At 70.7% G+C, this 13,530-nt stretch carries 10 protein-coding genes; 6 read left to right on the top strand and 4 right to left on the bottom strand.

Annotated elements, in window-relative coordinates; translation table 11 throughout:
* Positions 1-188 precede the first annotated feature (188 nt).
* From D7Y13_RS45635 to D7Y13_RS03150, 3 genes are all read left to right on the top strand, one after another.
* Positions 189-1,169: a hypothetical protein gene (locus tag D7Y13_RS45635; protein WP_158620297.1), complete on the top strand. Its 981-nt coding sequence runs from the start codon at positions 189-191 to the stop codon at positions 1,167-1,169.
* Positions 1,170-1,429: 260 nt separating this feature from the next.
* A complete protein-coding gene (locus D7Y13_RS03155) occupies positions 1,430-2,272 on the top strand; it encodes a carboxypeptidase regulatory-like domain-containing protein (RefSeq protein WP_120531571.1) in 843 nt (280 codons plus the stop codon).
* Positions 2,273-2,514: 242 nt separating this feature from the next.
* The gene (locus tag D7Y13_RS03150) at positions 2,515-4,509 is read left to right on the top strand and encodes a sensor histidine kinase (RefSeq protein WP_158620298.1); all 1,995 of its coding nucleotides are present in this window, start codon (positions 2,515-2,517) and stop codon (positions 4,507-4,509) included.
* Here the strand turns inward: D7Y13_RS03150 and D7Y13_RS03145 are convergent.
* Together D7Y13_RS03145 and D7Y13_RS03140 are read right to left on the bottom strand one after the other, a co-directional pair.
* Entirely contained in the window at positions 4,506-5,558 is a 1,053-nt protein-coding gene (locus D7Y13_RS03145; protein WP_370451633.1) for a TolB family protein, read from the bottom strand. The genes D7Y13_RS03150 and D7Y13_RS03145 overlap by 4 nt on opposite strands.
* Positions 5,559-5,634: 76 nt before the next feature.
* Positions 5,635-7,254: a golvesin C-terminal-like domain-containing protein gene (locus D7Y13_RS03140; RefSeq protein WP_120531568.1), complete on the bottom strand. Its 1,620-nt coding sequence runs from the start codon at positions 7,252-7,254 to the stop codon at positions 5,635-5,637.
* Between the two features lie 431 nt (positions 7,255-7,685).
* Here D7Y13_RS03140 and D7Y13_RS03135 point away from each other — a divergent pair, with 431 nt between their 5' ends.
* Together D7Y13_RS03135 and D7Y13_RS03130 are read left to right on the top strand one after the other, a co-directional pair.
* Entirely contained in the window at positions 7,686-8,423 is a 738-nt protein-coding gene (locus D7Y13_RS03135) for a metallophosphoesterase (protein ID WP_120531567.1), read from the top strand.
* 208 nt (positions 8,424-8,631) lie between these two features.
* Positions 8,632-9,213: a DUF2378 family protein gene (locus D7Y13_RS03130; protein ID WP_120582623.1), complete on the top strand. Its 582-nt coding sequence runs from the start codon at positions 8,632-8,634 to the stop codon at positions 9,211-9,213.
* 51 nt (positions 9,214-9,264) lie between these two features.
* Here the strand turns inward: D7Y13_RS03130 and D7Y13_RS03125 are convergent, their stop codons facing one another.
* Positions 9,265-10,278: a hotdog family protein gene (locus tag D7Y13_RS03125; RefSeq protein WP_199732684.1), complete on the bottom strand. Its 1,014-nt coding sequence runs from the start codon at positions 10,276-10,278 to the stop codon at positions 9,265-9,267.
* A 419-nt stretch (positions 10,279-10,697) separates the two neighbouring features.
* The gene (locus D7Y13_RS03120) at positions 10,698-12,545 is read right to left on the bottom strand and encodes a potassium transporter Kup (RefSeq protein ID WP_120531564.1); all 1,848 of its coding nucleotides are present in this window, start codon (positions 12,543-12,545) and stop codon (positions 10,698-10,700) included.
* Positions 12,546-12,874: 329 nt separating this feature from the next.
* Here D7Y13_RS03120 and D7Y13_RS03115 point away from each other — a divergent pair.
* The coding region (locus tag D7Y13_RS03115; RefSeq protein WP_120630631.1) for a GAF domain-containing protein at positions 12,875-13,530 on the top strand (656 nt) is incomplete at its 3' end.

The raw sequence follows: 13,530 nt of genomic DNA, 5'->3' as shown, positions 1-13,530 counted from the left end.
TCCCTGTGGCGCGGTCCCCGGCCCCAGGCCCTGGGGCGCCCCGTGCGTCATATCAGCGGGCGCCCTTCCCCTCCGCCCTGGCAGGCAGGCCGCCGGGATGAATTAAAAGCGCCACCGGCCGTCATGAGGGCACAGAGGTTGCGGAGCGGGACGCTTTGGGGGTCCACTTCCGCGCCAGGAGATTCTCCATGAACCGCTTGCTCGCCCTGGTCGTCCCCTTCGCCCTGCTGATGGGGACCGGCTGTGTCGTGGACGGCCACTATCACCGCCCCACCCGCGCGGCCTACGTCGCCCCCGTGGTGCAGTACCGCTTCGCCGGAGCGCACCCCATCCCCGACGACTACGGCAGCGGGTGGTGCCCGGAGGACTACAGCCACGTCCACGACTACGAGCCGCCCCAGGCGTCCTACGTCTACACCGACGACGTCTACTACTACCGGGGCCCGACGCTGGTCTGGTACTGGGACTACCACCCCATCCCCAGCGGCGGTTACTGCAGCTTCCACGGGCGCCACTCGCACGACTTCTACCCGCACGGCTCCTGGGGCCATGGGTACTCGTATGACCGCGGCAGCCGGGGCTACCGCTGGGACCGGACCCACGCGGCCTCCGCCGGGAACATCCGCTACAACACCGGCCCGTCGCGTCAGGCGGCTCCGTACAACGGCAACGGCAACAGCAACGTGGGCCGCCGCGGCCCTCCGGGTGGAAATGGCACCGGCGCCCGTCCGCCCAGTGGTTCCTCCAACAACGGCTGGGGCCGCAGCAACGCCGCCCCCGCCGCGAACAGCCGGCGTGACAACGACGACGACAACAAGGGCAACAGCGGTGGCTGGGGCAGCCCCGGCAACAAGAGCCGCGACGACGACAAGGACAACGACAGCCCCCGCAGCAGCGGCAACAGCGGTGGCAACGGTGGCGGCTGGAGCAGCCCTGGCAACAGCGGGAGCAGCAGCGGCAACAGCGGGAGCGGCAGCAGCGGCAGTGGCCGGAGCAGCAGCGGCAACAGCGGCAGCAGCGGTGGTGGCTGGGGCAGCCCCAGCGGCAGTGGCCGAAGCAGCAGTGGTAGCAGCGGCAGCAGCGGCAGCAGCGGCAGCAGCGGCCGGAGCAGTGGCAGCAACGGCCGGAGCAGTGGCAGCAGCGGCGGCGGCTGGAACACGGGCAGGTAGCTTCAGCACCCACAACAAAGGCGGGGCGCGCGGGTAGGCGCTCCGCCCGCTCCCTGGCATCCCACGCAGGACCCCGGCACCGGGCGCGGCCTTCCGTCACTGGCGGAAGGCAGGCTCCCGGTGCCGACGTGTTTTCAACATCCGGAAGCCTCGCCGTCCCAGGCCTCCTGCCCTCGCGTACACCCGGGCGTCCTGCAGGGGACGGACGGAGCCCGGCGACGGATTGCGATCGCGACGGACCGTGAAGATGTTGCGGCGCGATGAGACACTTTATTCGGGCGGCGGGTGGTGCCGTGCTCGGGCTGGTGGCACTGGCCTGTGGCGACGGCGGCTTCACACCGGACCCCGGCGTGCGGACCGAGGACGCCGAGGCCGTGGACCTGGAAAACCTTCGCATCCTCGTCAGCGGTCAGGCCGCCGTGTTCCCGGAGGCCGTGCGCGCAGGAGCGCCTTCGCTGGCCGGGATGGCGCTCACCGTCGAGGAGCCCCTGCGCGTGGCCGTCAACGACGCGGCCGCCACCTTCGCCACCGGTGAGGTGTCCGAGGACGGCGCGTTCCGCATCACCGACGTGCCCGTGCGCGACATCCACCAGGGGCTGGGGGTGGGGCTGGCGCACGACGGCCTCGTGCGCAGCACCACGCTCATCTACGACACCGCCTTCACCGGCACCCGTCCACGAACGGACATCATCGACGCGCACGCGTGGGCCCTGCCGATCGCCTTCGTCGACCAGCTGGGCACCGCCGTGGGAGCGCCCCGGCTCGTGGGTCACACCGGCGACCCGGCGGCCACATTGGCCACCGCGGGCTTCGTGCTCGGACGCGTGGTGGACCTGAACGGTCAGCCCGTGAGCGGTGTGCGCGTGGCGCTTGATCGCGCGGAGCTGGCGGACCGGCTCTACTACCCGTCCGAGGACCTCACGTCGGTGAGCCAGGCAGGCACCGCGTCCCACGGACTGTTCCTCTATGTGCACTCCGCTGCCGGTGTGGAGTCCTTCCAGGTGTCCGTTGAAGGTCAGGACGCCTACGTCGCGCGCAACGTGGACGCCGGCCCCGGCCTGGGCGTGGTGCTCACCGTGTATCCGGGACGCTACGCGCCGTAATTTCCCCTCGTTACGAGGCCTCCCGCGAGGGGCCTCCCTCAAGGGAGCCTGGACCCGCCTTCCGCCGCCGCACGATGTCCGGCCGTTGTCGTATCTCACCCCGACAAGTCGGATATCCCTGCCTTCGGCGGACATGCGACGGCCCTGGCGTCGTATTGCCGGAGCGGCCCTTGAGGCGTGATGTTGTGGGCAGGTGCGATGCTGGCGTTCCGGGGGGGACGCGGACAATGAGCGGCCGATCCATGCCACGAAGCACGGCGTTGGTCCGTGCCCTTGCGCGCAGTTCCGCGGCCGCCGCCTGCCTGGTGGGCCTGTTGGTGCTGGTGGGTTGGGCACTGGACGTCATGGTGCTCAAGTCCATGGGCGCCGCGCTGCCGGCGATGCGGCCCAGCGCCGCGCTCGGATTGATGTTCGCGGGCGGCGCCCTGGGCCTGCGCCTGCGGTGCGGCGCGAGCCCCCGACACCGCCAGTTGGGCACCGTGCTGGCCTGGGCCACCGCCGTCGTGGGCGCGGCGAGCCTCGTGGACGGGCTCGTCATCGGGGGCATGCGGGGCGGACTGGATGCGCTGTTCCTGCGCCTCTTCGGCGAGGACGGCTTCGCGTCGCCCGGCATCAAGCCCTCGCCGCTGACGTCGCTGTGCCTGATGCTGCTGGGCCCGGCGCTGGCGCTGCTGGACAAGGGCTCTCCCCAGCGGCTGTCCTGGTCCGACGCGCTGGTGGCGCTGGCGCTGATGGCGGCGCTGCTGGGCCTCAACGGCTTCCTGCTGGGCCCGCTGGTGACGCCCGCCGTGCCGTTCTTCCAGGAGCGCAGCATGGGGCTGCACACCACCTGCATGCTCATCCTCCTGGCGGTGGGCACGCTGTGCGCGCGCCCGGACCTGGGGCTGATGGCGCGGCTCACGCAGGACACGCTGGGCGGCTTCGTGGCGCGGCGGCTGGTGCCGGTGACGCTGATGGGGCCGCCGGTGCTGGGGCTGACGCTGGTGGTGATGCACCTGTCGGGCAGGCTCAGCCACGACGCGAAGTTCCCCCTCTTCGCGACCGTGGTGGCCGCCGGCGGCGCCACGCTGGTGCTGATGGCGGCGCGCGCGCTGGACCTGCTGGACACCGAACGCAGACGGGCCACTACCGCGCTGGAGGCCTCCGAGGTGAGATTCCGCACCTTCCTGGACACCGCGCCCGACCCGATGGTCGTGCTGGACGCCACCGGCCGCGTGCGCTTCGCCAACGCGGAGGCGGAGCGCGTGTTCGGCTACCGGCGCGAAGCCCTGCTGGACCGGAGCGTGGAGCTGCTGGTGCCCGAGGGACTGCACGGCCCGTCCAACCCCAGCGCCACGCCGCGCCCCACCGGAGGCGGGCGGATGGTGTCCGGCCGGCGCCAGGACGGCACCTGCGTGCCCCTGGAGGTGCGGCTGTCCCCGCTGGAGGGCGAGGAGGACGCCACCACCATCGCCGTCCTGCGCGACGTCACCGAGCGCCGCGAACTGGAGAAGCTGCGCGAGGAATACGTGGGCCTCATCTCCCACGACCTGCGCAACCCCCTGCACACCATCAACCTGCGCGCCCACCTGCTCCAGCGCGCGCTGCACGAGCGGAAGCTGGAGCGCGAGGGCCACATGACCCAGGCCATCATCCACAACGTGGAGTGGATGAACACGATGATCGAGGAGCTGCTGGAGGGCTCACGCCTGGAGTCCGGCAGCGTCACCCTGCGCCGCGAGTCGCGCGACCTGGGCCGCTTCCTGGAGGAGGTGCTGGAGCGCGACGTGGCCCCCGACGCGCGCGAGCGCTTCCGGCTGCACCTGGGGTGCTCGGTGCCCCCCGTCCTCATGGACGCCGCGCGGGTGGAGCGCGTGGTGACCAACCTCCTGACCAACGCCATCAAATACAGCCCCAAGGGCACGCCGGTGGACGTGCGCCTGTCCGCCGTGCACGACCAGGCCGTGGTGTCGGTGAGCAACCTGGGCGCGGGCCTGGCCGCCCGCGACGCCGCGCGCCTGTTCGACAAGTACTACCGCACCGAGGACGGACGCTCCGCGGACGGCAAGGGGCTGGGCCTGGGGCTCTACATCAGCCGGCTCATCGTGGAGGCCCACGGCGGCCACATCTGGGTGGAGAGCGAACCGGACCAGGGCGCCACCTTCTTCTTCAGCGTGCCGCTGGACGTCGCCTCGAAGCCCGGCTCCACGGAGTCCGAAGCCACCGAACCCGAGGCCGTGAGGCAGCGGGCCGGCTAGCGGGACGTGAACCAGCGGGGCAGCCAGTCCGCGCCCTTCGCCGTGGTGAGCCGCGTCTGGCCCGTGCCGTCCGCGCGCATCAGGTACAGGTCGGTGTCGCCGTCGCGCTCGGAGACGAACACCAGCGCCTTGCCGTCCGGACTCCACGCCGGCATGTCGTCGCGGTGGGTGCCGTCCGTGAGCGCCACCGGAGCGCCGCCCGCCACCTGCGCCACCCAGATGCGGCTCTTGCCGTCCGCCGACCGCGCCACGTACGCCACGCGCTGGCTGTCCGGGCTGAACACGGCCTCGCGCTCGTCGCCCGCGTAGCCCTCGCCGGACAGCACGCGCAGGTCGGCGCCATCCGGCCGCACCAGGTACATCCGCTCCCGGCGCTCGCGGTTGCTCACGAACAGGAGCCACTTCCCGTCCGGGCTCCATCGCGGCGAGCGGTCCTCCATGTAGAACGTGGTGATGCGGCGAGGCTCGCCCGTGCCGTCCGCGCGGTAGACGTAGACCTCCGGATCCCCGTCGCCACTGCACACGCACGCCACCTGCGTGCCGTCCGGGGACACGTCGGGCTCGAAGCAGCCCTGCTTCACGTGCGTCACCTGCGTGTCCACGGCGTTCGCGGTGGGCAGCGCGCGCACCACGTCGCTGAAGCCCTGGGCGTCCGACTCCGTCACCAGCCACGTGCCGTCCGGGCCCCAGCTCGCGTTGCGCGCGCGGGTCCGGGGCGGATGCAGCGCCACCGTCGTGCCGCCATCCAGGGGCTGGACGCGCAGCTGCTGGAACACGCGCCCGTTCGCCTCGCCCGACGCCACCACCAGCACCTGGCGGCCATCCGGTGACGGGGGACCGGGGTATTCATCCTCCGGCGCGGAGGTGACCTGCGTCTCCTGCCCGTCAGGCGTCACCCGCCAGACGTCCTTCTGTCCCGCCCGTTCGGAGAGGAAGACGATGGTGCCCGGCAGGGCCCTGCGCTCCGCTTCCGACAACTGCGACGGGGTACCCGGGGCCGCGGGGGAAGCGCCGCCACAGCGGCCCTCGCACCCCACGACGCCCAGCAACCCGAGCACGGCGCACCACGTCCGTGCCCGGAGGGGCCCCAAACGCGCCTTCCGTTCAAGGCCCCGTGCCTTCACCTCAGCGCACCCGGACGGCGTCGGCGATGACCACCGAGCCCGCGGCCTGCCAGCGGCTCAGCTGCACCTTGTTCCAGCCGGCGGTGAAGCTATACGAGCCCAGCTGCACCCACTGGCCGCCGTTGGCCTGCTGGTTCACGGTCGCCGTGCCCAGGTTGGTGCCGGCCGCGTTGAAGGAGATGAACGCCGCAGCGGAGGAGCGGTTCGTGCCCGCCACCCACCACGCGTCCACCGTGCGCGTCTGCGCGGTGGGCAGGTAGAACCAGAACGTCGCCGGCTCGGAGATGGCCTCCGTGGCCGCGTAGTAGTAGCCGCTGCCGTAGTAGCCGGCGCTGGTGCCCGCGGTCCACGTGCCCGTCAGCTCGAAGCGCGCCTGGGCCGCGTCGTTGTTGGCGCTGTTGCTGTCGATGATGATCTGCCCGGTGGGCGTCGTGGTGCCGCAGTAGCTGTTGATCTTGCTCAGGTAGGACGACCACGGCCAGTTGGGACCCGGGTCCGTGCGCGTCGCGGGCTGCAGCTTGCCGTGCGCCACGATGTGGTAGCTGTCCTTCAGGATGGCGTTGTCGCGCGCGATGTCGCACGACAGCTTGGCGGACGCGTCAATCTGACCGGCCGGGAAGCTGGTCTGGCTGGCGAAGCCGCCGTGCTCGATGCCGATGGTGAAGTGGTTGGACTGCGTGCCGTTGAGCCAGCACTCCTTGCTGCTGTTGAGCGAGCAGTCGTACGTCGCGCCGATGTGGAAGGCGCGGTTGGCCTCGTTCACCAGCTGGGACACTTCGCTGCCGCTCTCGTTCACCACGTAGTGCGCGCTCACGCCCGACGCGCTGTTGGTGAGCCAGCTCCAGCACGAGGAGTAGCTGCCTTCACACGTGTGGATGATGATCATCGACGGGTCGCCCGCCGCGCCCGACGTGCGCGCGCCGTAGTTGCTGCTGGGCGCCGGACGCCAGATGGACGCCGCGTAGTTCGGCCCCGCCGCCATCGCGCGGACCTGGGGGCGCTCGAACTTCGCCTCCACCTTCACGGGCTCCAGCGTGGCGGCCACGGAGCCGTCCGTGTTGAGCGCCACCGCGCCCTCGTTGATGACCGCGTACACGCCCTTGTGCACGTGCTCCGCCTGCGCCTCCACGTTGCTGATGCCGCTCAGCCGCGCCACCACGGACGCCCACGCGCCCAGGTCCCCGCGCTCCACCTTCGCCTCGGTGGCGAACTGGGAGAGCAGCGCCGCGCCCGCGCGGATGTTCGCCGCCGCGTCCGTGCGCACCGCTTCCGCCGACACGCCGGCCAGCGCCGCGCCCTGCTCCAGGTCCGCGCCGCGCAGGGCCATCAGGCCGAACGCGGGCTGCTGGCCCGGGAACTCCTCCGTGCCCCGCACCATCTGCCAGCGCGTCTCCGTGTAGGAGACCGCCTTGAGCAGCTCCGCCGGGACGTTGAACTCCTGCGCGGCCTGCGCGAACAGCGGATCCAACTCACGCGGCTGGGCGCTGCCGGCCGTGTCCGTCGGCTGCGACGGCGTCTCGGTCTCGGAAGGGGTGGGCTCCGTGGGCTGCGCCTGAGGACCACACGCGGACAGCACCAGGGCGGCGGCGGCCGCCGCGAACGGATTGCGGAACGTTGACATGAGGGAACTCCAAAGTCGGGGGAGGACTCCATGACCCACCCCCGCATTTCCACGGGAGAGGCCCACGTCACTTCTACAGCACCACGCGTGCCAGCCCGTCCGGCCCGTCACCTTCGTCCAGTTTTCTTCCGCGACCGGTACATCCATGCACCACCCTCGCGAACCCCGTCCGACACCCCTTGACTCCAAGCCCCTGAAATCATGGAATTGCCTACATCCCAGGGCCCGTGGATGCGGACCGACGGTGCGAGTGGTGCATGTTTGTCGCACTGACGTGTTTCAGGACATCCGCGACGTAACGTTTTGTTACATCTTTTCCTGTATCAGGTTGGAATTCGGACAGGAGCGGACCGCACGGGCGGCGGGCCCGGGCGGAGGGCGGGTGCGAAGGGCCACCACGGGGGCGGGCCATCCGCTATGACGCCAGCATCATGCGGCTCTTCGGCATTGGCGACACACACCTGCCCTCCACGCGGCAGAAGGACATGCACCGCTTCGGTTGGACGGACCATCCGCTCCCGCTGCAACGCGCGTGGGACGAACGGGTGCGGCCGGAGGACGTGGTCATCGTCGCGGGCGACATCTCCTGGGCCACGCGGGCGCACGAGGTGATGGACGACCTGGCGTGGCTGGACGCGCGGCCCGGACGCAAGGTGCTGGTGCGCGGCAACCACGACTACTGGTGGGGTGACTCCGCGTCCAAGCTGCGCAAGCTGCTGGAGCCGTTCCGCACGCTGGAGGGCTTCCTCCACAACAACGCGGTGGTGATGGGCCCGTGGGTCATCGCCGGCACGCGGCTGTGGACCGCGCCGGAAGCGCCGCCCATGCCCGGCGGGGAGATGGGCGACGAGCCGTCCGACGCGGGCTACGTGGAGCGCGAGACGCGAAGGCTGGCCACGTCGCTGGAGGACGCGCGCAAGAAGGAGCAGGCCAGTCCCACGCCGCTCACGCGCATCGTCGCCGTGCACTTCCCGCCGGTGTACGCCAACGAGCGGCCCACCGCGTTCAGCGCCCCCATCGAAGCGTTCGCGCCCAAGGTCTGCGTCTACGGCCACCTGCACGCGGGCGGCATCAGCGCGGGCTTCACCGGGGACCGGGGCGGCGTGCGCTACGTGCTCGCCTCATGCGACGCCGCCGGCTTCGCGCCCCTGCTGCTCGACGAGCGCTGACGGCGCCCCCGTGCGTTTCCTTCCCCATGCTTGACGGGCTGGGATGCACCCGACCCACCACGTCGTCCTGTCCGCCCTGACACCCGGCGTTGTGCAGGGGAATCCCACCGGGTAGGAGTCACGGGGCAGGTGCTTTGTCGACAGACGGGAGTGTCCCGTTAAGCTGGGGTTCGCTTCCTCACCACCGGGAAGCAAGGAGTTGGAAGTCATGCCGTCGGACAAGACCGAGCTCGCCGCCAGGATCGCCGTCCTCCAGTCCGGGGATTCGGTCCGAGGGCTCATCTTCAAATCCGTGTTCAGCCTGGTGCAGCAGCACGCGGGCGCGAACGGGATGGAGAAGGTTCGCGTAGGGGAGCTGGACCACGACTACGCGGAGCTGCGCTCGTATCCGGCGAAGGAGCTGCTCTTGCTGCTCTACACCGTGGCCGACCTGCTGGAGGGCCAGCTGGGCTCACCGGAGGCCGTGTTCCAGGCGTGCGGCGAGGTGAGCATCACGCGCTACTCCACCGGGCCGGGGATGCTCATCTTCGGCATCATCTCCCGCGGCGACCCGCAGAAGCTCTTCGCGGGCGCGCAGATGGCGTACAGCGCGGCGGTGTCCTACGGCAACCGCGAGTACCTCACCACGGGGACCAAGTCCGGCACCCTGCGCATGCGCCGGGACATGATGCCGCCCGCGTACCACGTGGGCATCCTCACCGGTTCGCTCAAGGTCCTGGGGCTCACGGGCAACGTCACCGCGAAGCAGCAGGGCCTGGACCGCGTGGACTACGACATCCAGTGGAGCTGAGGGCCGCGGTCCTCCCGCGCCCGCCGCTCCCCGCACCGCGTCGCCGCTGCTTCAGTCGACGCGGGTGAAGGTCACATCCAGCTGCGCGACGACGCGCTCGCCGACGGACGCGAAGCACTCGAACGTGTGGTCCGCGCCGCGCACCCTGGTGCGGCGTGAGCCGAACACCACCGTCTGCCCCGCGTAGGCCAGGCTGTCCGCGGACAGCTTCACGTCCTTCGCCACGAAGCGGGCGGTGTCGCACTGCTCCAGCGAGCGGCCCAGCGTGGTCGCCATGCGCGTCATCCCGCCCGCGACGACGGCCACCGGCATCACCGGGTGCATCGCGAAGTGGCCCTTGCACAGCTCCGTCGTGACGACCAGCGACGAGCGCAGGGTGTCCCCGTCCATCCGCCAGTCCGACAGCTCCAGCGGCTTGCTGTACGGGTTCTGCCGCAGCTTCGCCCACTCCTCCGGGGTGCGCTGCACGTTGTCCGCGGGGCGGGGGGCGGCGCGCATCTCCAGCTTCGCCTGACCGAACAGGCGGGTGAAGGCGGCGGCGGACAGCACGTTGTAGTCCACCTCCAGCCGGAACAGCGGCGTGCCGTCCGACGCGGAGAGCAGCGTGCGCGCCGTGCAGGTGCGCTTGCCCGTGTACTCCGCCTGCGCCAGCGCCCACAGCAGGTCCGTGGTGCGCTCCTGCGGCTGCGACGACAGCCACTGACCGCGCGCGGCGCTCGCCAGGTAGAAGTGCTGCCCGTCCTTGGGCGCCACCAGCGCGGAGGCACAGGAGCCCAGGATGGCCAGGTGACGGCCCGCCTCGCCCAGTCCAATCGGCATCGCCTGCGCGTCGGGGTCCATCTGCACCGGCACCCGAGCCACCACCTCACCCGGCAGCACCGTCACGTCCTTGAGCGCGAAGTACGGATCACGCACGCAGATTCGCGGGTACAGCTCCTGCGCGCTCAGCACCGTGTACGGCGCCGCCTCCGACAGGGGCATCAGCGGGCGCTCGGCCCACGGCATGACGGACTTCACGGCGGAAACCGAGGAGGACATGGAGGCAGGGGCGATGGCCTGGAGCATGGAAGGCTGACCTCGTTTCAGACGCCGGGTGTCGGGGGACACCTGGCCGCAGGGTAACCAAGTTCTCGTACGCCGGGACAGGATTATTTCTGCCCCGCGAAAAGATTCTCGATTCATCGGCCAAAGTGTTGCTGCCCTACCGTATTTTTTTATCCAAACCGGAATTCGTAGACGTCGGCGGTGCAAGATGAAGCAGCCGAGCGCCTGCGTAAAGCCCTGGTTGGACCCCACTGTCGGCCACTGAAGGGTCGTTCCGACCCCAGGGCAACCCCTGAAATCCCAATGATTCCAGGGGCTTGTACCTCGAAAGGTGTTCGGAACAAAGAAATGACCCCGCGTGAAGAGTGAGAAGATTCTCTTTTCGCGGGGTGAAGTCCTCGTGCGTCAGGTTCCGGGGCGCCGGAAATCCTGGCGCCGGCCTACAGCTCCACCTGGCTGCCCAGCTCCACCACGCGGTTGGGCGGGATGCGGAAGTAGGCGGTGGCGCTGCGGGCGTTGCGGCTCATCCAGGAGAAGAGGGCCTCGCGCCAGCCGGCCATGGCGCGCTTCTTGGTGGGGATGAGGGTCTCGCGTCCCAGGAAGAAGCTGGTGCCCATGAGCTGGAACTGGAGGCCCTTCTCCCGGCAGCGCTTGAGGATGTCCGGGATGCTGGGGTTCTCCATGAAGCCGTAGCGGGCGATGACGCGCACGAAGCCCTGCTCCAGGGGCTCCACCTCCACGCGCTCGGCGCCCACCACGTGGGGAATCTCCTCGGAGATGATGGTGAGCAGCACCACCTGCTCGTGCAGCACCTTGTTGTGCTTGAGGTTGTGCAGGAGCGCGGGCGGGGTGCCCTCCGGGTTGCCCGTCATGAAGATGGCGGTGCCGGGCACGCGCACCGGCGGGTGGTCCCCGAAGCTGCCCAGCAGGTCCTTGAGGCTGATGCTCGACGCGCGCAGCTTGGCCGCGAGGATGTCGCGCCCCCGCTTCCACGTGGTCATCAGGGTGAAGATGCAGACGGCGAGCAGCAGCGGGAACCAGCCGCCGTCGACGATCTTCGTGGCGTTGGCGCCGAAGAAGGCCAGGTCCACCAGCATGAACAGCCCCGCGATGGGCAGCGCCACGGCGCGGCGGACGCCCCAGCGCTCGCGGGCCACCACGTAGGCGAGCATCGTGGTGATGCCCATGGTCGTCGTCACCGCGATGCCGTACGCGGCCGCCAGCCGGCTGGAGGAGCCGAAGCCCAGCACCAGCGCCACCACGCCCACCAGCAGCGCGCTGTTGAGGCCGGGCAGGTAGATCTGCCCCATCTCCTCCGCGGACGTGTGCACCACCTCCATGCGCGGGCAGTAGCCCAGCTGCATCGCCTGCCGGGTGGTGGAGAAGGAGCCGGAGATGAGGGCCTGCGAGGCAATCACGGCGGCGGCGGTGGACAGGGCGACGAGCGGGTACAGCGCCCAGTCAGGAGCCAGCAGGAAGAAGGGGTTGCGGGCGGCCTCCGCGTGGCGCAAGAGCAGCGCGCCCTGTCCCAGGTAGTTGAGCACCAGCGACGGCAGCACCAGCATGAACCAGGCGCGCCGGATGGGCCCCGCGCCGAAGTGGCCCATGTCCGCGTAGAGCGCCTCGCCGCCCGTCACCACCAGGATGACGGCGCCCAGCACCAGGAAGCCGTGCCACCCGTTGTCCATGAAGAAGGTCACGGCGTGCACGGGCGACAGCGACCAGAGCACCGCGGGGTTGTGGATGAGCTCCTTCACGCCCAGCACCGCCAGCACCAGGAACCACACGCACATCAGGGGACCGAACACCGCGCCGATGCCGGCCGTGCCCTTGCGCTGCACCAGGAACAGCAGCGCCAGGATGACGAGCGAGATGGGGATGACGTACGGCTCGAAGACGGGGGTGGCCACGCTCAGGCCCTCCACCGCGCTGAGCACGGAGATGGCCGGGGTGATGACCCCGTCGCCGTAGATGAGCGCCGCGCCGAACAGGCCCAGGGTGATGAGCAGGGGCCGCGCGCGGTGCGACTGGCCTCGGGGGCGCTGCATGGCCAGGGCCATCAGCGCCAGGATGCCGCCCTCGCCCCGGTTGTCCGCGCGCATCACGAAGATGAGGTACTTCACCGACACGATGATGATGAGCGACCAGACGATGAGCGACAGCACGCCCAGCACGTTGGCCGGCGTCGGGGTGACGCCGTGCGTGCCGGTGAAGCACTCGCGCAGGGCGTACAGCGGGCTGGTGCCGATGTCTCCGTAGACGATGCCTACCGCGCCCAGCGCCAGCATCGCGATGCGTTTGGGGGAATCCGGCCCCTCCGAGGAGGGGGCCGTTGAATCCGAGGGTGCGTTCACGGCCCCCGCTTTAGCCGAACCCCGGGCCGCCGCAACCGTGGCCACGTCCCTCCTCTGCTTTCCAAGCACCGCCGGGTGTTCCCATGTGGGCACCGCCCCCCTTGCCCCCCAGGGCGCCGCTCCCGGGAACGAGGCGCGTGCGGTCCACCAACGGTTCCGGGGTTTGGGTGTCCTGCATCCGTGAAAGCGGGGATGGCGGGACCCGGGACGCACTGCGTGCAGAGGGCGAACGTGGTTCCATGGAGGGGCAGCGGGGGGATGGCATGACGATGGTGGCGACCAGCAGGCTGGGCGAGGCGCGGCATTTCGGGGCGCATGCCCCGGAGATCGAGGAGCGGCTGGCGCTTCTGGCCGAGGCCTCCAGGGTGTTGGCGGATGCATCGCTGGAGCCTCCCGCGGTGATGGAGCGGCTGTGCGGGCTGGTGGTGCCGCTGTTGGGGACCGCGTGCGCGCTGCGGCTGCTCTCGGAGGACGGGCTGTGGCTGCGCACGGTGGCGTCGGCGTCATCGGCGCCGGAGTCCCGGGTGCGCTTCCAGGCGCTCATCTCCCAGCGGATGCGCGCGGACGAGGGCGTGGCGGCGGAGGTGCTGGACACGGGCGAGGCGCAGCGGGTGGAGGCGGTGCTGGTGCTGCCCCTGCGGGCGCGCGGGCGAGCGATGGGGACGCTGACGGTGTGGCGGGACGCGCCGGAGCCCCGGACCAGCGAACCGTTCGAGCCGTTCGACCCCGGAGAGCAGCTGCTGTTGCAGGAGCTGGCGGACCGGGCGGCGATGGCGCTGGACGTGGCGCGGGCGTACGCGGCGGAGCGGCAGGCCCGTCAGGCGGCGGAGGTGGCGGCGGGCAGGCTCTCGCGGCTGCAGCACGTCACCGCGGAGCTGTCGGAGGCGCTCACCGCCGCGCGCGTGGCGGAGGTGGTGCT

This window comes from Corallococcus praedator (assembly GCF_003612125.1).
Classification (GTDB): Bacteria; Myxococcota; Myxococcia; order Myxococcales; family Myxococcaceae; genus Corallococcus; species Corallococcus praedator.
This window is presented reverse-complemented; position numbering and strand designations above follow the sequence as displayed.